The 22,061-nt window shown below is 38.1% G+C and carries 16 protein-coding genes; 5 read left to right on the top strand and 11 right to left on the bottom strand.

What is annotated here, in order from left to right:
- Positions 1-25 precede the first annotated feature (25 nt).
- A complete protein-coding gene (locus ACSBFT_RS19715; protein WP_489602130.1) occupies positions 26-1,549 on the top strand; it encodes a M43 family zinc metalloprotease in 1,524 nt (507 codons plus the stop codon).
- 160 nt (positions 1,550-1,709) lie between these two features.
- Entirely contained in the window at positions 1,710-2,903 is a 1,194-nt protein-coding gene (locus ACSBFT_RS19710; protein WP_489602129.1) for a DUF4440 domain-containing protein, read from the top strand.
- Between the two features lie 52 nt (positions 2,904-2,955).
- On the opposite strand, the gene ACSBFT_RS19705 is transcribed toward ACSBFT_RS19710, so the two are convergent.
- The 4 genes from ACSBFT_RS19705 to ACSBFT_RS19690 form a co-directional block, all read right to left on the bottom strand.
- On the bottom strand, positions 2,956-4,776 hold the full coding sequence (locus tag ACSBFT_RS19705; protein WP_489602128.1) for a tetratricopeptide repeat protein: 1,821 nt from the start codon (positions 4,774-4,776) through the stop codon (positions 2,956-2,958).
- A 233-nt stretch (positions 4,777-5,009) separates the two neighbouring features.
- Positions 5,010-5,336 carry a LytR/AlgR family response regulator transcription factor gene (locus tag ACSBFT_RS19700; RefSeq protein WP_489602127.1) on the bottom strand — a complete coding sequence of 109 codons (327 nt, stop codon included), beginning with the start codon at positions 5,334-5,336 and terminating at the stop codon, positions 5,010-5,012.
- 262 nt (positions 5,337-5,598) lie between these two features.
- Positions 5,599-5,970: a ThuA domain-containing protein gene (locus tag ACSBFT_RS19695; RefSeq protein WP_489602126.1), complete on the bottom strand. Its 372-nt coding sequence runs from the start codon at positions 5,968-5,970 to the stop codon at positions 5,599-5,601.
- A complete protein-coding gene (locus ACSBFT_RS19690; RefSeq protein WP_489602125.1) occupies positions 5,894-6,421 on the bottom strand; it encodes a ThuA domain-containing protein in 528 nt (175 codons plus the stop codon). The genes ACSBFT_RS19695 and ACSBFT_RS19690 overlap by 77 nt, the downstream gene beginning before the upstream one ends.
- A gap of 119 nt (positions 6,422-6,540) precedes the next feature.
- Between ACSBFT_RS19690 and ACSBFT_RS19685 the strand changes: the two genes are divergently transcribed.
- The 3 genes from ACSBFT_RS19685 (at position 6,541) to ACSBFT_RS19675 (ending at position 9,233) form a co-directional block, all read left to right on the top strand.
- Positions 6,541-7,443, top strand: a complete 903-nt coding sequence (locus ACSBFT_RS19685; protein WP_489602124.1) for a histone deacetylase family protein — start codon at positions 6,541-6,543, stop codon at positions 7,441-7,443.
- A gap of 127 nt (positions 7,444-7,570) precedes the next feature.
- A complete protein-coding gene (gene blaOXA, locus ACSBFT_RS19680; RefSeq protein ID WP_489602123.1) occupies positions 7,571-8,383 on the top strand; it encodes a class D beta-lactamase in 813 nt (270 codons plus the stop codon).
- A 160-nt stretch (positions 8,384-8,543) separates the two neighbouring features.
- Positions 8,544-9,233, top strand: a complete 690-nt coding sequence (locus tag ACSBFT_RS19675; protein WP_489602122.1) for a hypothetical protein — start codon at positions 8,544-8,546, stop codon at positions 9,231-9,233.
- Positions 9,234-9,536: 303 nt separating this feature from the next.
- Here ACSBFT_RS19675 and ACSBFT_RS19670 read toward each other — a convergent pair whose 3' ends face one another.
- The 7 genes from ACSBFT_RS19670 to ACSBFT_RS19640 all read right to left on the bottom strand — a co-directional run bounded on the left by ACSBFT_RS19670 (position 9,537) and on the right by ACSBFT_RS19640 (position 21,929).
- The gene (locus tag ACSBFT_RS19670; RefSeq protein WP_489602121.1) at positions 9,537-10,475 is read right to left on the bottom strand and encodes a nuclear transport factor 2-like protein; all 939 of its coding nucleotides are present in this window, start codon (positions 10,473-10,475) and stop codon (positions 9,537-9,539) included.
- A 200-nt stretch (positions 10,476-10,675) separates the two neighbouring features.
- Entirely contained in the window at positions 10,676-11,782 is a 1,107-nt protein-coding gene (locus ACSBFT_RS19665; protein ID WP_489602120.1) for a tail fiber domain-containing protein, read from the bottom strand.
- A 36-nt stretch (positions 11,783-11,818) separates the two neighbouring features.
- Positions 11,819-12,148: a LytTR family DNA-binding domain-containing protein gene (locus tag ACSBFT_RS19660; protein ID WP_463048627.1), complete on the bottom strand. Its 330-nt coding sequence runs from the start codon at positions 12,146-12,148 to the stop codon at positions 11,819-11,821.
- 98 nt (positions 12,149-12,246) lie between these two features.
- Positions 12,247-13,896, bottom strand: coding sequence for an AMP-binding protein (locus ACSBFT_RS19655; RefSeq protein WP_489602119.1), 1,650 nt, complete (start codon positions 13,894-13,896; stop codon positions 12,247-12,249).
- A gap of 64 nt (positions 13,897-13,960) precedes the next feature.
- A complete protein-coding gene (locus ACSBFT_RS19650) occupies positions 13,961-15,676 on the bottom strand; it encodes a helix-turn-helix domain-containing protein (RefSeq protein ID WP_489602118.1) in 1,716 nt (571 codons plus the stop codon).
- Positions 15,677-15,905: 229 nt separating this feature from the next.
- Positions 15,906-21,404, bottom strand: coding sequence for a fibronectin type III domain-containing protein (locus tag ACSBFT_RS19645; protein ID WP_489602117.1), 5,499 nt, complete (start codon positions 21,402-21,404; stop codon positions 15,906-15,908).
- A gap of 21 nt (positions 21,405-21,425) precedes the next feature.
- Positions 21,426-21,929 carry a lipocalin family protein gene (locus ACSBFT_RS19640; RefSeq protein WP_463048623.1) on the bottom strand — a complete coding sequence of 168 codons (504 nt, stop codon included), beginning with the start codon at positions 21,927-21,929 and terminating at the stop codon, positions 21,426-21,428.
- Positions 21,930-22,061: the final 132 nt, after the last annotated feature.

Here is a 22,061-nt window from a genome sequence, read left to right as displayed (position 1 = left end):
TTAGCTTCAAAAATTCATCAGATTAATGAGCCAACATTATTCCATTTTTAAGTTTTTCTTATTCTTTCTCCTCTTTTTAGGGCTAATAAGTACCGCTAACGCCCAAGAACCCTGTGGCACAACGGAATTGCTCAAAGAGCAACTGAAGAACGACCCTGACATGCAAAAAAGAATAGATAAAATGGATGAGCAAGTGAAAATATATATGGCTAATCCACAACTACTTAATGATGACTTGGTCACTATTCCTGTGGTGGTTCATGTTATATATCATACCGAGGTAGAAAATATTTCTGATGCACAAATTTATAGTCAGTTAGAAGTGCTTAATGAAGACTTTAGAAGATTGAATGCAGACACCATAAACACTCCTGCCATTTTTAAAGATAGAGCTGCTAACATTAACCTTAAGTTCGTATTTGCCAAAAGGGACCCAGATGGCAATGCTTCATGCGGTGTAACCCGGACTTACACGGATAGTACAAAATTCAATTACTACACTACTATGAAATATAATAGTTCTGGCGGCCATGATCCATGGCCAATGAAGGATTATTTAAACATTTGGGTTTGTACATTAAAAACTGGTCTCTATGGTTTTGGTACTGCTCCTGGTGGCTATGACCCCGTAGATGGAATAGTAGTAGTTCCTAGAGCTTTTGGAAGAGGTAATGAATTTGATCTTTTTCCACATTTAAGCCAGGGTAGATTAGCTACGCACGAAGTTGGGCACTGGCTTAGATTAAAACATATTTGGGGAGATGGAAATTGTAATATTGATGACGAAATTTCTGATACCCCAGTTGCAGATGGCTCTAGTTCCTTTTATAATACATGTACTTTCCCAGATCGAAATTCATGTAATTATATTGAATATGATGGAATTGACCAGCCAGATATGATTCAAAACTATATGGACTATTCTTTCGCATGCATGAACCTATTCACTGAAGATCAGAAAACCTTGATGAGGGTTGCTTTTGGTCCCCTCGGTGCACGTAGTACCTTACGTAGCTCACTTGGAGCGACTTCAACTCTGGGCAACATTTTAACGCTAAGTATACAATTTGACGGAAACGCGGAGGAGGTTTCATGGGACATTGTAAATAAATCTACTAATGATACAGTATCCTCTTCTAATGGAGTAGCTGGCGAGCAAACTCATGAATCCAATTTAAATTTACCAGATGGGGACTATACTTTCAATATATATGATGGATATGAAGATGGAATTTGCTGTGGTTCTGGCTATGGAAATTACTTATTGAAATCAAAATTTGATACGTTACATATTTCCAATGGCATGTTTGGGGCAGGAGAAAGCTTTGACTTTAATCTTAATAATCAGCATTTTCGATTTGTAGGCCCAGGTACTGATTGGTATGAAGCGGCAAATTGGAATCATGCAGTACCATTAACGTTGGGCTGTCAAGAGTACAAAATAATAATTGAGTCTAATTGTATTAAAACAGATGGCCTTGAAATAAAACCACCCAATGGACTTCTTATAAAACATGGTGTAACGTTTTCTGCTACGGTTAGTCCTTAAAACTCAAATTTTAAAATTCAATAGGTTTTAACAATGAATCATTCATTGTCAAAAAAAGCATTTAGAAAGCTATAAAAACAAGAATGGTAGATACCCTTTGAGCTTCAGTATTCTGATGCCCAGTTTTTGACTAAATTTGATAAAACCCTATAAATTAATCATGAAAAAAATTATTTTACTTCTTTTTCTTACTTCTCTATATTTCCAAACTCAAGCCCAAGAAATCGGTATTATTATGGGTACCGCCCGTGACTATATGCGAGACGGAAATGTAGAAGAAGGTCTTATTAAGCTCAAAAACATGGGCATCAAGTACCTAGAAGGCACAGGGGCTCGAGGAATGGCCAATGAAGATTATAAGGCTCTTCTGGATAAGTACGGTTTTCAAGTCATAGCTGGAGGGACGTCGTTTGATAAACTTGAAAACAAGGTAGAAGTGGATGCCTATATCAAGACTTTGAAATTCTTTGGTGCCAAATACGCTGTTTGCTACTGGATACCTCATAACGGAGACAACTTCACTTTTGAAGACATGCAAAAAGGAGTAGCTGTTTTCAACAAAGCGGGTAAGCAGTTTGCAGAAGCGGGAATATCATTTCTTTACCACGCACATGGCTATGAATTTAGACCTTATAATGGAGAAGGCACCATGTATGACTATATGATGGCAAATACAGACCCACGATACGTCAATGTGGAAATGGATGTTTTTTGGATGAAAAATCCAGGTCAAAATCCTGCTGCACTGCTTAGAAAATATCCAAATAGATTTCCAGTAACCCACCTTAAAGATAGAATGAAAGGCTCGGTGGATAATCTTAACGGACGCCAAGATCCTAACAGGAATGTGGTCTTGGGTTCTGGCGATGTCAACATCGCTGAGGTTATGAAAGCCGCCAAAGAAGTGGGCGTTAAATACCATTTTATTGAAGACGAATCTTCCAGAGCAGATGTGCAGCTTCCTATGCATTTAGCCTACCTAAAAACTTTAGATTACGAGAATCAAGCCGTGGAATTATCCTTAACGAAGTTTCACAAAGCCTTGGAAAATGCCGATTCACTGGCCTTAAACAATCTTACCTGTGATGAGCTTACCTATGGTCACTCTAACGGAAAAATAGAAAACAGAGCCACATTTATAAATAGCCTTCTAAGCGGCGAGTCAGACTTTGTTAAAATCAATTTTAGTAAGCCCGATATTACCATAAAAGGCGATGTGGCCTGGGTAAGGGCAGTCATGAACGCCGACATAGTGGATGGAGGAAAGCCCAACACGATTGCCTTAAAAATTCTTTATGTCTGGACAAAAGAAGACGGTTTTTGGAAGTTGCTCGCTAGACAGGCCGTCAAGTAACGAAACACCAAGTTCAGTGAGAAGAAGCCTTTGCGTGGTTTCTTCTCATTGATTAATTAAAACGTAATAGATATTCCTCCAAATCGTCTTCCGTATTTAGATCCAATTTCTTTCTGAGCCTATATCTGGCTTTCTTCACTCCGTCTGTAGATATACTTAAAATTTCACTAATATCTTTAGACGATAAATTCATTTTCAATAAAGAAACAAGGCGAATTTCGCTTTGACTTAAAACCCCATGCTTTTCCATCAAATTTTCCATGTAACCAGAATGCAAGCTATTAAACTCTGTGGAAAATTGCTCCCATAGGTTTTCTCCCGAAACATCTCGTCTTATGAGTCTACCTATTCTTCTTGAGATTTTATCCACCGTAATGTCAACCTCTTTCTTCAATCTCTCAACCTCCTTTTCCAAGGTGCCTAAAAACTCATTTTTACGTGCCAGCTGTAGAGCCTTACTTGCCAATTCCTTCTTTTTAAAATCTAAGGATTGCTCTGCAATGATGACTTTATCTTGTGCTATTTCTAATTTTTGTTGGTAGATCATCTGTTCTCTTTTACGCTTTTGATACAAAGCATAGAAAAGGCCTAAACCAATAACCGCTAGTAAGAATAGCCCTAGAGCTAATCCATATTTTTTCAGTTTATCTAACTCGGCATTTTTGTTAAGTAAACTTATCTCTGCATCCTTCTTCTCGGTCTCATATTTGGTCTGAATTTCATTAATTTGTTTGGATTTATTCAGGTTAAATAAGCTATCGCTCAAAACTTGAAACAATTCCATTTCTTTGATAGCTCTATCTAAATTACCCTTTTTGACATAAATTTCTTTCGCTATTTTATGAGCATCCTTCTCTAGGTCAATGCTTCCTGCTTTTTTAGAGAGTTTAATTCCAGAACTTATTTCTTTTTCAGCCAAGCCTATTTTACCTTGTTTAAAATAGGTGTTCGCCAAGTTTATTTTTAAGTCTGCTTCGACATTTATGTACTCATTTCTTTCTTCTAAAACCAAACCCCGCTTAAGCACCTTTTCTGCCTCTCCATACTTCCCTAATAAATTATAGACGTTACCAAGGTTGTCTAAAACTATCATCTCAGCGAATTCGTCTTTTTGTTCAAGACAAATTTCTAGAGCTTCTTTATAGTAAGCGACAGCATCCTTAAAAAGCCCTTTTTTCTTGTAAACAATACCAAGGTTTTGAACAGAACTTAGAATGTCATAAGACTCCCCCTCCTCTTTATAAATTTTAAGAGCACTCTTAGTTACTTCAATAGACTTATCCAAATTGCCTATTTTACTATGAACAATACCCATGGAGTTTAGTGCGTGAGCGGCATTCAAATTATCCTTCATTTTGAGAGCCAATCTATAAGAATCATTTGCCGTTTTCATCCCTTCATCAAGTCTATCTATATCGATATTAAGAATGGTCATTTTATGATATACTTCCATTAAAGCCGTGGAATCATGCTTGGCTAACAGTATATTTTTGGCCATTTCATAAAGCCCATAAGCTGCTGTACTATTCCCTGTAAACGCCTCTATTCTAGCCTTAAAAAGATAATTTTTTGCCAGTAGCTTTTCCTTGCCATCTTTCTTATTAAAACCAATGGCTCTATCAATATAGAAATTTGCTGAATCTATTTTATCTAAGAAAAAATAAGCTTGGCTCACCCTCCAAGTCATCTCAGAAAGCTTGTCTGATTTAAGTACAGCGGCCATTTCATGGGCTTGTTTAGCATAATTCAGATTTGCTTTTGGGTCGTCGTAAAGCGTTGCTAAATTTTTGTTAATGAGCTTGTCAAGCTCCTCGGGAGATTGCGAAAAAGACAACTGAGATATAAAACTTAGAATGAGGAGATATCTGAGCATTAATTAAAGGGGCTTAAGTGAATGCTTTAAATATAGGCAATAATCACTTTTAACCATCAATTGGAGCCCTTTGGTACATATAATAAATTATTATGACCCTTTATCAACTGAGGTAAGACCCAAATTCAGTTAAGTTACTTTCATGGTCATTTTCAAAGTTCATCTAGGCAGCCCTAGTACCTAAATGAACTTCTAGATTTTTTTTTCATGGCTATAAAGGGCTTTTCTATTTTTTAGGCTAAAACACGCTGAAACAAATTTGGATGCTGCCTAGAAAGCATTGATTTTCTTCTCCTAGGAATCGCCAACGTTTCATTATTTAACAAATGAATTATAGAACCATTTGAAATTCCCTTTATAAATGCTTTGTTGACCAAGTTTGCTCTATCAACCCGAATAAAAGAATACTCTTGCAATAGCACTTCAAAATATTTAAGGTTATAAGCCGACAATAACTCCTTCCCATCGGTAGTATGAAGAATGGTGTAGTTATCTGAAGCTTGTAGATAAAAAACATTTCTGAATGAAATTCCTTTCAAAATTTTTGGTAGTAATATCATTCTCAAAAAATTAAATTGGTCTGAACAAATAGAATATGTGAAGATACCGTGGGCTGCAAGAAATCACCAAAAATACTAGGTAGACAAAGGGTAGACAAAGCCCAAAATGGCTCTACAGAGAGCAGCAAGCCCTATTATGAAAAATGAAAACTGTTGATGTCGCACCAAGATATCCATGCCTATACTAAGTATATGCCTAAAACCCTCCTCGGTTAAGGTTAAAAACCACAATTATTATTTCTTTTCCGAAATCAAATCAATTTCAAATTTTAACGTAATCCGGATTTTCGAATGTTTCTGCAGTATGTCCAGGAGCCACATAAAATGCCATGCCTTTACCTACTTTCATTTTCCAAATGTTTGGATGGAATTCTCCCATACCCCATTTTTTGTCTTTCATCCAAAGTAAGTTTCCATTGGGAATAATCTTGTTGCCGTCCATCGCATAAAGCACCTCTGCTCCTTTTTCTCTAGGTTCAGAATTGAAAACATACCATTCTTCCTTAAGTTCTAAACTAATAGGGAGTTTCGTTCGGCTCAAACTATCCACAGACTTTTCAAGATAAATGGTAGCATTCTGTAGTTGCGGATTTAAAGGGTGATGAGAAAATGTAGTTCCTAAAAATATGATCATAATACCACTGCCAATGGTGAGAGAAATCCCCTGCTGCATGAATACCCAAAATACTTCCACCATTTTCAAGATAGCTTTGAAAAGCAACTCGCTGCTCTTCTGTTAAAACTTGGCCAGAAACATTATTCCAAATCACGACATCAAACTTGGCCAGTTGTGCTGCATTAAAAATACCGGCTTTGTCGGTTTCGTAAATAAACCAACCGTTTTTTTCTGCCATTTCATGAAACACTTTTTTGCCCGCGACAATGGCATCGCGATGAACAAAACCGTTCGTTTTCGAAAAAAGCAGAATGGACTTTTTGTCATTCATAAAAGTTATTTCTGGTATCTCAGTTTCATAAAAAGGCATGCCTTTAGTCACTCTATACATAAAGTAGCTCACAAAAAGAGCACCCCCTAAAAACAAAACGCCAATGCCTATTCCAATTCTTTTAAGCCATTTTTTCATATTCTAATAGGGGTCGTACATATTATCTTTTATAAATGAATTACGCTTTGAAACCGATTTGATTATTTCTCACTTAAACACTCAAAATATAATAAGCTAATACATAGTTTTGTGAGCCTATGTTAATGATTGCTTATTCACCCATTTATAAATATGAACTACCAGAAGGACATCGGTTCCCGATGGAAAAGTATGAGCTCATTCCCGAGCAATTGCTCCATGAAGGTACAGTAAATCAAGAAAATTTCTTTCATCCACCTGCACTTTCGGACGAGGAAATATTACTAACTCATACTTCTGAATACCTATATAAATTAAATACCCAAACACTTTCACGAAAGGAAATACGAGCTATCGGCTTTCCAATGTCTGAAAAGTTGATACAGAGAGGCCGCCATATCTCTTATGGTACTTTAATGTGTGCTCGATTTGCTATGGTACATGGCGTCTCGATGAATATTGCTGGTGGTACGCACCATAGCTTTGCCGATCATGGTGAAGGATTTTGTATTTATAATGATATAGCCATTTCAGCCAACATCCTTCTTCAAGAGGGTATTTTTAATAAAATATTGGTGGTAGACCTTGATGTACATCAAGGAAACGGCACAGCCAAAATCTTTGAAGCAGACCCCAGAGTTTTCACTTTCAGTATGCACGGTGCTAAAAACTACCCTGGCAGAAAAGAAATAAGCGATTTAGATATTGGCCTGCCAGATGGCACTGAAGATGAGCTTTACTTAAAAACTTTAAAAGAAACACTCCCAAGGCTTATAGAAAATGTGCAACCGCAGATCGTTTTTTATTTATCTGGTGTAGATATCCTAAATTCTGATAAATTAGGAAGACTATCTGTTTCTATGGCAGGTTGCAAAGAACGGGACCGTTATGTTTTACAAACTTTCAAAGACCATAATATCCCAATTTGCATCAGTATGGGTGGCGGATATTCTCCTCATATAAAAGACATCATAGAGGCACATTCAAATACTTTTAGAGTCGCTTCTGAGATATTCTTCTGATTATGACTATTCAAATAACAATAGATAGAATTTTTAAGATTGTTGTCTTTTCCATATGAAAGCATCTCTCAATAGAAGTAATTTCAAATCAAATTCCCAATGCTCATCTAGCTTTATAAAATCAGCCATGCTTAAATACATTTTTCCTTTAATCGTTCTTCTAGCCTCTTGTAAAGCCTCCACTGAAGAAGAAGCAGAAAGTAAAAAGCAAGATGATAGCATCCAAGCTCTCTTAGACTCGGCCAAGGTTCAAGGCTCCATCCTAATTTTTGACACCAATGAAAATCTTTACCTTTCCAATGATTTCAAATGGGCCGAAACTGGCTTTATTCCAGCTTCTACCTTCAAAATAGCCAACTCTATTAATGCTCTAGAAAATGGGATTGTGGAAGATACCAGCAGCATGTTCCAATGGGATGGAGAACCTAAATTCCTTAAATCTTGGGAGGAAGACATGAATTTCCGCCAAGCTTACCAACGCTCTTGCGTCCCTTGTTACCAGGAAATAGCTCGAAAAACGGGTGTTGACACAATGAAAATCACATTAAGCAAAATTGGTTATCCAGGAATGCTTTTCGACAGCACAAGCATTGATAATTTCTGGCTAGAAGGAAACTCAAAAATATCGCAGTTCCAGCAGATTGATTTCCTAAAACGCCTTTATAAAAAAGAGCTATCCGTTTCTGAAAAGACCTATGATGTCATGAAACAAATCATGCTTTTAAGCGATAGCCCAGAATATAAACTATATGGAAAAACAGGTTGGGCTACACAAAAAGAATTAAACGTTGGCTGGTTTGTGGGCTACGCCATAACCGCCAACAATGTCTATTTCATCGCTACCAACATTCAACCAGCAGAAGGTTTTGACATGGATAATTTTGGCAAAATCAGAATGGGAATTAGCTTAGAAGCTTTGGATAAAACAATAAAAAGATAACTCAGCCACCATTGCTGGCTTTTACAGCTTGTAAGTCCTTTCCAAGGAAATAAGACATGTAGTGCTTTAATACCCATTTTTTACATAAAAACATGCTTTATAGGTAACCGGATAAGAAAATTGTATCTTTCAATTGAACCTCGATTTAAAAATTGCAATTATGAAACAGACTTATAAAATAGAAAACCTGCAAAATCAATCCTCAAAAGAATTACCAATCGCATGGCACTCGTCGGATTACATAAACATCCTTGATAAGCTAGGATTTTCGGAGTCTGAGAGTCTAAAAGAATCTGAATTGGAGGAGATGACTTTAATGGCTATTGCGGACTTAGAACCAACTGAGGCTGCCATTGAATTATTAACACTTTCCTTTCCAGACCATTTGAACGAAGGTCAGATAGATCAGATTGCGAATGATATGCAAGGTGATAAGATTTTTGAAGAGTACCCAGAAATCGCACTTCATCATCGCTTATTCGCTGTGAATCAACTCTTAAGAAAAGCTTATAATGGAAAATTTCCATCTGGAGAAATCGTTAAAATTCAATTTACAATAGTTGATCACAAGAACAATTTTGACGCTGCGGAGTCAATTTCAAAAGAAATTCTATTGAAAATTCTTGCTCCGGCTATGCCGGATAACTCATTAATTAAAAGACTCTTCCGTGATGAATTAGCGGGCGAAAAAGAATTTACAGATGCAGATGCCATCGTTTGGCGTTCAGAAATCTCCAAATCAGAAAATAAATTTAACGTAGAGCTTATTAGCTCCGACTACTGGTTAGGCGACCTACGTCAGATTAGCGAAAGCTATGATGTTACCGTCGAGATGGCAGAAGAAGAATAACCTCCTGAGGATTAGAGACCCTTCACAGGAAATTCCATTATTGATAAAATATACGTCGTTGAAAACACCCACTCCTAATATCATTGCTTTTACTAACGACCTTTATCAGATCATTTAAAAAGTCTATGGAAACTATGTGATTACTTTTAAGAGTTAAAACACTTTTCCCCGCCCATCTTTCCTTCGTTTAAATGCCTACTAATCGGCTTTGGGCTTAGCCCGTTTACGCTTTACTATCTAAACTCCAATTATTATTTAAATAAAAGACCTTCGGTGAATCACCAAAGGCCTATATTCTTTGTCTTAATTAAATAGTGAACCGTTATAATACGATATGACATTGCTGAATTTCCCTTCTTTGTTGACATTATGCTGATAGTGAATTGGCAATTCAATCGCCTTTTTATCAGACTTTCTGGTCAGGTGCAATTTCCACCAGGAATACAATACCCCTGAGTCACCCATTTCATAATGCATATAATCAGGATAACCCACTTGCTCAAAACCCACAAGGTCATAATTTTCTAAAAAAGCCGCTTTTTGAGCCTTATCTTCTGCTAAAGAAATAGATTTAAAGCCTTCTGCATTCATATCTCTAAAAGAGGCGTTATCTGCGAAAAAACTATAATATTTCTCATAAGCCCCGTTCTCTGCTGCCGCTAACATCAATCGCAGTTTGTTGATGTTTTCGTGTTGGCTGTAAATGGTTCCATTCTTTCTTTCTGAATATGCTCTGCCAATTTCACTTCCAATTTCGGGGTTATTGTAGTTCATCACACGTCTAATTTTATTGTCTTTGGTTAGCGTAAATGACCTATGTAAATATTGATCAATTTTTACACCCGTTTTTTTATGAACGCCTTTTCTTATGTCCCAAGATTCTACTGTGACGGCATTATTGTCGCTTGGGTCTTTGGCATATTCAAAAGCATCTTTATATGATCCCCCCATAGTTTCAATTGAGAAATAATCTATATTTTCATGAATCCATGCAGTTGTTTTCAGAAAAGAAGATTTATCATTCCCTTTGCTAAACTGGGTAGAACCTACCGGACTAAAAGCTCTAAAATCATCGGTCATCATTGTTGACATTGCCGTTGTGTCACCTTTTACGATGGCTTTCGTAAAAGCCTCCACCACATTTATAGCAGGGTGCTCAATGTAGATTTTACCGTTTTCCTTTTTTTGGCCAAAGCCGATGAAAGGTAACATCATCAATAAAACTATAATTATTTTTTTCATAGTAGTTATATCCGTTTTTAAGGTGCTGATACCGCACAGTTTTAGGTTAAATAGTAATACAGTAAACGCTTTGTTATGCTGTATAGTAAGGACGAAGTATAGTGTGTTAAACTTCTTTTTAAGACCTATTCTTTATCATTTAGAGCCCTTAAATTGAGGCTTGTGGTGATATCTGTTTAAATTTATTCATAGGTGAACAGCTAATTCATCAACTTCGCTTTCAGTTCTTCAAGTTGAGTCCTCAAGTCATTCGTTTCCTGAAGTTCAGCTTTGAGAGCTTCAATCTGCTCCTGTTGTTCTTGAATTGCATTTACCAGCGGCATCACAAAATCAGAATAGGCTAGCGAAAGCATCCCGTCGTCAGACTTTTTTAAACCACTAAAAGGAACACCTAAGGCTGTTATTAATTTTTCAATATCCTGAGCTATGAAACCGTCGTATCGAACTTTGTTTTTATCTGCGATGTAGTTGTAAGAAACTGTTTTCAGACCATTTATAAAATCTAAACCTAAGCGACTGGTGTAAAGAATACCTTCCTTTAAACGTCTGTCAGACGGGTTACTCCAAGCCACTTGGCCTTCGATAACGGAGATATTGGCATTACCAATCCTTACTTTATTGGTGGCATCCACTATCGCATTTTCTCCTACAGCCGTAGCGTTTGAAATGATTTCGGAACTCGCATCAGCTCCGAAACCCAAAAAAGTATTATAACCACCTGTAGTGGTTTTTCTCCCAGCATTTACACCAATGGCTGTATTATAAACGCCAGACGTGACCTCTTTAAGGGCAAATACTCCTACTGCGGTATTGCCTTCTGCATTAGCATTAATAAGTGCCCAATTACCAATGGCTGTGCTATAACTATTGGTGTCATTTTTAAATAGTGCAGAATTCCCTATCGCCGTATTTCGTATTCCAGTGGTATTATAGTAAAGTGCTAAATTCCCTATACCTGTATTGTGCGAACCTGTTGTATTCGTCGTCAAAGCGTAAGCTCCCACGGCTGTATTTGCTGGTGCTGTAGTATTGTTCTTAAGTGTCAAAACTCCAAAAGCAGTGTTTACAAAACCCGTGGTATTGGAAAACATGGAAGAATCACCAATGGCAGTGTTATTATCAGCGGTATTATTTTTAAGAGCGTTGGAGCCAACCGCTACCGATTGTTGACCAATTGTTGAATTGGATTTTCCTTCTACGCCATTAGGAGTAATGGTAATGGAGCCGTCTTCTGTGCCTTGTACCGCAATTTGTCCGTTTATAAGGAGGGAACTAAAAAGAAAAAAAAGAAAGTAGGATTTATTCATAATCATTTAATATTCAACTAGTTTATGGCAAAAACATTAAGCATTAAGATAGGCCTTAAAAGCAGCCACCCGCCTGCGAGAAAGAAAAATATCTTCTGCATTTTTTCTCCTAGTATTTGGTATGTTCCTAGAAGTATAATGAACTGTGAAGAAGTCCAGATAGTCGAGATTAATGAGCGTGGAACGGCTGGTTCTAAAAAAATGAAAAGGTTTTAATCGCTTTTCTAAGGTTCCTATGTTGGTAGACGATAAAAGCTCGGTACCGTCTGTAAAATGAATTACGGTATAGTTATCTTGAGCTTCTAACTTTGAGATATAGCTTGGGCTCACGCTTCGGCGTGCACCTAAATGGACTATTTTTTTCATGATATTTACTAAGCTTTTTTGTATTCTTTAAAGTTAGAACATGACTTTCCAAGGCACTTATTACATTGTGCCAGAAACTTAGCTTATTGTGTCATGGTTTATGCCCAAATAAGGACCTCTGTCCTTTCAATCCATAAAAGAGAGCTAGATTTATACGTTTTTTCTATATGGTTTCGCCTTAGTTTTAGGGTAGGCGTTATGAAATCATTTTCAGCGGTCCATTTATCTTCTAACACCACTATTTTCTTTATTCTCTCGTAAGGCTTTAATGCAGAATTCACTATGTCTAAGTGTTTTAGTAAATCTTGCTTGTCATGTTCATTGAGATTTTCTTCATTTAGCGTGACAAGGGCAATAGGCTGAGGTAGCCCTTCGCCTATCACACAGATATGCTCTAGATAAGTCTTTATGGCAAACAAGTTTTCTATCCTGCTTGGTACTACATATTCACCTTTGCTGGTTTTGAATATTTCCTTTACCCTACCCGTAATTTTCAGGAACCCATCTTTATCCAGTTCTCCCATATCTCCGGTATGAAGCCAGCCATCAACATCAATAGCATCCATCGTCAATTCTGGTTCTTTAAAATAGCCTACCATATTCCAAGGGGAACGACTTATTATCTCACCCGTGTCGGGCAGAATTTTCATTTCTACGCCATCCCAAGGTTTACCCACGGTATCATCTTTGGTCAGCTCTTCGGGCATGATACTGCTTACACCCAAATTCTCGGTCATGCCGTAAATTTGCGTAAGGTCAATGTCTATTTTCCTAAACCACTCCACCAAGCTAATTGGAACACTTGACGCTCCAACAAGACTTATGACAGCATCCTGCAATCCCAGACCTCGTTTTATTTTTCTTTTAATGAAACCGTTCATCATCGGTATTTTCAAAAACAGGTCTAACTTCTTTTGAGAAATAGCATCTAATATCCCAGCCTGAAAGGCACTCCAAATACGGGGTACAGCTAAGAAGTGGGTAGGGCTAGCATCGGCCAAATTTCTTTTAAACGTTTCTAGTGACTCAACAAAATAGATGACTCCGCCCGCCACTATAGCGGCTCCGCCCACTGCACAGCGTTCACCCGCATGAGCCATAGGCAAATAAGAAAAGAAACGAGCATTTGGGGTATCCCACTTTAGTCTTTCATGCACAACGGGTAATACGGCTGAAGTCATCCTGTGATTAACCATCACCCCTTTGGGATTACCTGTGGTTCCAGATGTATATATGATGGTATAAATTTGATTTATTTCTGCTAGAATATCTTCTTGTAGCGGCTTATTATTGGACATGATAGACGCCCACTGTATATGTAAAGGGTCTGGATTATACCTTGGAAAAGAGATGCGTTTTATATCCTTGGAAATCTCTTTTTGAATACTTGATATATCATCCAATTTACCGAGGAAAAGCACTTGGCAATGGCTGTGTTCTAAAAGCTCTACTAACTGCGAGCTATTTAAGCTTGGATAAAAGGGAACGACAACATGCCCCGCCATGATGATAGCCAAGTCGGTAATTATCCATTCTGCACAGTTTTTAGATAATAAACCAATATTACTTTGAGGAGGTAAATTCAGTGAGATAAGATATGCGGCTAATTTTCTGATAGATTGACCAGCTTCTGCCCAGGTAAAATCTATATATACTCCATTAAAAGGCTGTTTAAGGAAAATCTCATTTGCTTTTTCCTGCTCCCATTTATAGAAATGCCGCATGACACCCTTATTTTCCTCTTTCATTCCCATTCTTAATAATCCAATAAAAAAGTATGCATTTCCATCCCATTGGAGTAACTCACTTTCCCTACATGATGGATTCTTGCAATTGTTCGATAGTGTCAAAAAAACGCTTGAATTCTGGACTTGTCTTAAAATAACGAGCCCTTCTAAAGGCCTGATGAATCATCAGCATACGCCCTTCATGCTGTTCTTCTGCCTTTTCAAAACATTTATAAGCTTTCATAAACTCTCCAGTGGCCACATATAATTGAGCCAAATCGTAATTACATGTTAATCCAGAATTGACTCTTTCCTCTACTTCTTTAATAAGTTTTTGTGCATCTTTTTGTTCTCTTAAAAAAACATAAACGAGGGCTAAAAGTCCTTTAGAATTAGCACTGGGATACATTTTACTAGCATTCAAAGCATAAGGTAAAGCCTCTTTGTACTTCTGTTGCTCTAGTAATACCAAACCCTTCATAAAGTAGCCCGTCCAGTGGTCTGTGTTTTTAGAAATAGTTTTGCCTGCCAACTTTAGACTTTCCTGTAAGTCGCCCTCCATCCACTTCATTAGACTCCAATTAGAATAATAGAGGCTATTAAATGGGTCTAACTGAATGGCCTGAGAAAAGAACTGATCGCATTTATCATGCAGACCAATAAATCCGTAAAACATGCCATATTGCATGTGAATTTCAGGTGAATTTGGGTTTAATGCATAAGCCTTTTCAAAGGCCGTTTTAGCGGCTTCAAAATCCCAGTTATACCAAAACTTCATTTCGCCATCGGCATTATGACTATCGGCATTTTGAGGCTCTAATTCCAAAGCCCTTTTAACAGCATTTTTGGCTAAAAGAATACTTTCGGCAGGAGGTAATTCCGAGAAAAACCAAAGATGAATATAGCAGTGGGCTATCCCAGCGTAAGCATTTGCATAGCCTGGTTCTAGCTTAATAGCCGCTTTATAAAAATCGATAGCTTTGAAAAAATTGTCGTTATTATTGAATTTATAATGAAAGAAACGACCTTGAAGGTATAATTGATAGGCTGCCGTGTTATTGGTTGAGCGTTTCAGCATACTTTCCTTTTGCTCCCCCAAGAGTTTTATTTTTATCTGTTCTAATATGGCCACTGAGATTTCGTCTTGTATATCAAAGACATCTATCAATTGCCTATCATAAGTTTCAGACCAGAGATGAAACCCATCTTCTACCTTTATTAACTGAGCTGTTATCCTAAGTTTATCTTTTGATCGCCTTACACTACCCTCTAAGATATAATTGACGTTCAACAATTTTCCTAGCTGTCGCAAATCAGGCGTTTTCCCTTTAAACCTAAAAGAAGAAGTGCGTCCCGCTACTTTAATTTGAGGCACTTTGGCTAGCACGTTTATGACTTCTTCTGTTATACCGTCACTAAAGTATTCTTCCTCTTGTTCGCTCATATTTACAAAAGGAAGTACCGCAACGGAGTTATCACATTGATTCTCAAATGTATGAGAAAACGACTCCCTTCTAAATTCTGAAGGATTAATAGAAAACGCTTTAGTGAAATACTTGCTAAAGTTCTGTGGAATGTCAATCCCCACTTGATAGGCTACTTCTGAGATACGTAAATCCGTAGTTTCTAATAGGTATTTAGCCTTAATAAGTCTTCTTTGACGAACGTATAAACTGGTAGATTGAAAAGTATTTTCCTTCACAAGCCTGTGCAATTGCGAACGACTAAGACCTAGGTTTTGAGAAAGTAAATCAATGGTAAAAGAGGAATCTGTTAAGTTTTCGTCAATTACCTTGTTCAATTTTTCAAGTAATCTATTTTCTGAGTTTACCATTAGCTATGGCTCATTATTTCTTTCTTCAGCTATGATGTACGCCCTAAGTTAAGGTTTTCCAGCTTATTACCCTCTTTTAATGGATATCAATTGAATGATTTTTAGGCTTTTAAGACCTTTAGAATAAAGCTTAAAAAAAAGGCCACTTTTGTAAAAAAAGTGACCTCCCCAAAAAACTAGATGATATTAAGTAAAATTATCGTTTTATAAGTCGCTTATACACTACCCCTGTTTCTGCTTTTATCATTAAGAAATGTAAACCCGCAGGAAGATTTTCTAAATTCATTTTGGCAAGTCCATTGGTCACAATCGTTACATTTGGTCTAAGAACCACTCTGCCTGTTAAATCTACAATCTCCACACTTTCTTCCTTTAAAACGGCACCAGGAAACCTTAAGTTGACCCTAGTACTGAATGGGTTTGGATAGATATGATAAGCGTCTTTAGCATCGAACTCTATCACCGAAAGTGTGCCTTCTTCCACCGTAGTTACTTTTAATGCTGTCGATTTCTCAGAGGCATTTCCTGCCGCATCTTTGGCCACAACTTGAATGCTATATGCCGTTAATTTGGTAAGGTTGCTCACTATAAAACTCGTTTCTGAAGAACTACCAACTAATGTTCCATCAACATATATGTCATATTGGGTAATTCCCACATTATCTGTAGATGCCGTCCAAGACAATAAAACACCCGTGTCCGTCACCTCATTGGCTACTACATTTGATGGGGCACTTGGGGCTTGAACATCCACTACCGCTCCTGTAGATGTGGTAACCTTTAGGGCTGTAGAGGCCGTTGATGTATTTCCAGCGGCATCTGTGGCTGTTACATAAATAGAATAGGCTGTACCTGCCGTTAGTCCAGAAAGAGAGAAAGTGGTACCCGTGACGGTGGCTGTTAAACTTCCATCTACGTAAACTTTATACTCTTTCACGCCTACATTATCTGTAGCTGCGGCCCATGAGATATCTATACCTGTGGTTCTTATCTCTGTGGCTGTTAGGCCTGTTGGAGATGAAGGAGCTTGAGCATCCGAGGCGGTTTTTGTGGTTACACTCACACTCGTAGACGCACTTGACTTATTCCCTGCAGCATCTAAGGCTACAATGGTTACGGCATAAGTTTTAGAACCCGCCAATCCGGTAATAGTGAAACTAGTTTCTGATGTTTTTCCTTTTGATTCACCATCAACAAATACCTCATATTCTGCAACGCCTACATTATCACTAGCAGCGGTCCAAGAAACTTCCGCAGTAGTCTCAGTAATAGTTCCTGCTGTAGGAGAGGTAGGTGCTGTAGGTGCTTTGACGTCGGCTACACCCGTTAATGAAATAGAAAATGCTCCGTTATCACCATCAAACCCGTCCACCATGATATAGTAAGTCTCACCGGCTGTTAAGCCTGTAACCGGTAAATAACTGTCAAAAAAAGTAGAGCAATCTTCAGGTCCTGCATCATTGGCTGCTTTTAGACTAAATGTACTAAAGTCTGAAACGCTCGTTGCGGTATACAGTGCCAGTTGTGTATCAAAATCAGCTAAATCACAGGTACTGATATTGACTTTACCGTCTGCAGGGGCTATAAACTTAAACCAGACAGAATTGTCCACTTGTTTATCACACCAGCCGGTGGTACAGTCCTGATTATTGGCAGGAACGGGTCTAATATCTTGTTCCTTATCTCTTACTGTAGCAAACGAATTTGAATAACCAGATTTCACTTCTCCATCTACGGGCAGTTCTATGGCATTGACCACATCATCATTGGCAGGGCCAGGAGTGATGCTATTTCTAACTATAATACCAAAACTTCCTCTATTCCCTCCGTAGCCATCTACCACAATATAATACTTTTTCCCTGTGGTAAGGTTTTTCAAAGGAAGATAGCTGTCTCCATTAGTAGCACAACTTTTAGGTCCATCTTCGTTGGCTGCAACAAGCACAAAGTTTGTATCAACCTTACAATCCTCCACTTCAAACACGGCAATCTGGGTATCAAAATTCGCCAAGTCGCAAAGTGAAATTTCAGCCTCCCCACTTTCCGAGGCTACAAATGTAAACCAGACTGTTCCGCCTATACTTTTATCAAGCCATTCTGCAGGAAGGATTTTCCTTTCTGTGCTTGACACCGTGGCTGCAAAATTGTTAAATCCCTTTTGAACATTACCGTCTGTTTTTAGAGCAATCGCATCACACGCCTCGTCATTGGCCGGTATTTCGGTGATTTTCTGAGTTATTAAATCAATCGAAAATTGCCCAAATGAATTAAGAGAGCCATCCACTACCAAATAATAGGTTTCTCCTCCTTCAAGACCCGTTACATCCAAGATGCTTCCACGAACACTTGTTCCATTTGGGTATTGACTGCTAGGAGGAAGGCGGCATAGATGACCACCGTCATCCGCACCAAGATACTCATAGGTGCTAAAATCTTCTAGGTCTCCTACCTTATAAAGAGCTAATTGAACAAAAAAGCTCGCTTGATTACATGTACTGATCTGCACTGCCCCTTCGTTCGGTGCTACAAATTTAAACCAGACAGAACGTTCAATTTGCCTGGCTCGGTTATCGCCTGGCTTGTCTGACCAACCATTTGGCTTGTTCAGCTCAGAAACAGGTGGAGCTATTACCTGCTCTTCATCGGATGCCGTGGCACCACCATTATTAAAGACCCCTTGCCCAACGGCATCTAATTCTAAGGTAATGGCATTTTCAATCAAATCATTATCTGGCAACGCCAATTTAACTTGTAAATCGAAAGTTCCCATTGCTCCTTGGTATCCATCTACCAGAATATAATAATAAATACGGTTTTGAGTGGTTTCGTAAGGCAATCCTTTTAGTATTAACTTGCTACCAAATCCGCCATCCAGACCCACATCATCGTTCGCTTTGTATAATTCAAACTTGTCGAAATTTTCACCTCCACAATAGGTTCTTAAACCATAAACAGCGAGCTGTGTATCAAAAGTGGCATTCAACACTTCGATGGAAACTGCCCCCTCTTTAGGTGCACTAAATCTGAACCAAACCGAATGCTGAATTTCATCCTCTTTCCACCCAAACACCGGATTGGTAGCTTGTGGAATTAACATACTTTCGTTTATTTCTGCAGTGGAGTTATAATTTGATAAACCAGTTATGATAGTTCCATTCCTAATATAGCTGTTTAAATCCAAGTTAATCGCTTCGCAATTCTCATCGTTTTTCGGCGGTAAACTTTCAATGGTTATTCCAAAGTCACTTTGAGCACCTTTAAAACCATCTACCAAAACGTAGAGTGTATCTCCTAAAGTGAGGTTTTCCATTTGCACCCCAGCAGATTCATTTGTTTTATTTCCTGTGCGGCAGAGTCCCCTATCATTAGAATTAAGTATGTTATAGGTGCTCATATCATTAATGTCACCCACCTTATAAACCGCAATTTGTGAATCAAAACCATCATTTATTGGATCGCAGAGCCTGACTTCAGTTGTGGGGCTACTCACCACAAATTTGAACCAAACCGAATTGGTTATTTCTGGGCCAGAATCATTTTCTTTATTCCAGTTGACGGGTACTATAGCTACCTCTTCTTCTGCTGAATTGGCATTGATATTGGTAAATTTGGCTTCCTTACTAAACTTATTGATATAGGTGGTCTGCAAACTTCCGTCTGTGGTAAGCAAAAGTGCATTCGTAGACAAATTATTGTCAGGTGCCCTGTTTTCATCACTATCTCCATAGAAGGCAGAGATTAATACGGTGTCCGCCACGGAGTTATCAAATTCGGAACTACATTTTGAGCCAAAAATCACTTGAATGTCTTCGTAAGCTACATCTGTTTTCTTACCCGATCTGTCAACGTCTATTATGAGTAGAACAGAATCATTAGGTGCCATTAGAAAATCCTTATCAGCCGGGTCGAAACTTAGGCTAGCTCTGTTATAGTTTCTTTGTAAATACGCTATAGCATAGGTTCTTTCAAACTTGCTATTGTTCTTAAGCACTATTTCAAAAGAAGCCGTTTCTTCCGGTCCTAAATCAGAAATCTTTGCCTTTTTGGCTTTCTTGCCGGTAACAGGATCTATGACCACAATACCGGGGTCGTCTACTTTTACACCTCCTTCATACGGGCAGCTCGTTTCACTTACCGGTAATAATTCAAATATTGGTGTACCAAAAACCGGATCTGTATGTACCTTATACTCAATTCTATCTCCATCATTATCGTCAATATGATAAGATACAGCAGTGGCATCTTCATCCACATTGGTGTTCCCGTTGGCAGCCGACGTAGTGACGCTAATGGTGTTTTTCTTTGAGTAAGACCCTCCAGCACTAATTGGCCCTGCTTTAATCCCAACAGACCCTTTTATTTCCAACGAGGTCGTAGAATTGAAAGATACCTCCTGACTAAAAGATGAGGCACGAGATTGGGTAGTGGCAAACCTTTTATCAAAATTCAACGAGTTATAAACCTCCTCATTCCTAAAGGCAGCGTTTTTTATTCTGGCATTGAAACGCATCGCTTCTTCCCAAAAATCAGCTTCTTCTTGTTTACCTCTTTGTCTTAATTTGATAATTTCACCATCATCTCCTTGAAGCTGTTGTTCGGTATATTCTCTAGTCCAATTGTATTTTGTGGGATATAAGATAACATCTGTATTGGACTGAAAATCAACACGATCATTGCTAGGACTCGTAGTGGCAATTACCCACGTTTGTAGAATAAAGTCGACATAAGGCTGTCTGGCAACAATCTTATCACTTTTAGACGTATTGGTATACGTAGTCTCTAGATCATATCTAATGGAATTTGCTCCACCTTGGGATTTGGCTTTGGTATATTCTTTTGAGCTTGTGGACGTAACTTCTCCACCTGCCGAAATAGGCCCCAGTTCCAGCCCAACGCTTGCCGTAGCCGACTCCTCCACGGTCTTGCTATTTACTTTTGAGGAAGACCAATTGAATTCTTTTGAATAACTTTTTCCTTGTGTTAAAGAAATCGAACTCTTATCACCTGGAGGTGCTCTTAAGATGGTAATAATATCTACCGGTCCATTACCCTCTCCAATTTTTTCATAATTGTTCCCTATAACTCCAATGGGTAGAATGACCGTTTTGACATGGGTACTACCAGTATAAAGTCTATAAATCAACAATTTAGTATGGTCGTATTGACTATTCATCACAACATGCCGTCTGTCAAAATTGAATGTAAAACCCTCTGAAATGGGTATGTTTGTAAATCTCGTTCCTAGCCACAGAAAATCTGGGATAGTGATATATCTTACCGTTCTTGCAACAACTAGAGGCCTTGTTTCATTACCAAGTTCACCATACGACACGCTTACTTTGTCAAAAATCTTATCTCTTGAAAAAAGGGGATTTAAGACTCCAAAATTTAAATCAAAAGCAATAGGAGAAGTATTTCTATACGTCGTAAAGAAATGTCCTCTATCTGGCCCATTGTATATCTTTTCTTCTATTTGTGCCGTAGTAGGTTCTCCATCAAAGACATAAATCTGTCCCCTCTTGGTCACATCCGCATCCTTAGCTGATATACTGATATAAATTTGAGAATCGAAAGGCAGGCCAGAACTGTTGTTGTACACTACAGCACTTTCAAACCGTTCTGCTTGTGCATTAACTTCAAGACTAGAAATAAGCCCTAAAAACAGCAGTGGCAGTATTTGTATAATTCTTTTCATGATTAAACTGTTTTAATATGTTTATTGGTTTGTCATTTCATACTCTGTTTTAGAGGCTCCAGTTTTTTTATCCACGGAGTTTCTAGTCAACTTCAAGCTTGTATCGGTGAGGTTATCAATGGTATAAGCTATGGTACCGCCTGTTCCAGTAGGTTCTGGACTAAGACCTAAAAGCGTTAAAGTTTTCCCATCTGCAGAAATAGACCAGGTACCAGTAAAAGTATGGCCATCTACAGCCGTAAACTTAGCAGAAGAAAGGCTACTTAGGTTTAGTTTAAAGTCCGCATAACCCAGACGCAAGCTTGAGGTATTTCCTTTTGTATACACCACAGCAGCATCTTCTTTGACGGAGCTTACAGACCATGTTTTATTCATTCGTTCTGTTATCGTCGGCGTTGATGGGGTGCTAGGGTTTGAGGGCGTAGGTGCAGTGGTTGAACCACAGCCTGTAGAAATCAGAATCGCAATCAGAATACATCCTATTGCAACTCTATTTATGGTTGGTTTTAATTGTTTTTTTTTCATGTGTAATAGGTTTAGATAAAAGGAATGATTTTAATCATTTCACAGCTATTGCGTTGTCCAGCAGTTGGCTTAACTAATTTAGCTCTACACGTTTACCTATTTTTAAATGGTGGGGTGGACAAAAAGTAGACA

Source organism: Arcticibacterium sp. SM2516, assembly GCF_057914865.1.
Note: the sequence above shows the minus strand (reverse complement) of the source record. Positions and strands in the feature narration are given on the sequence as shown.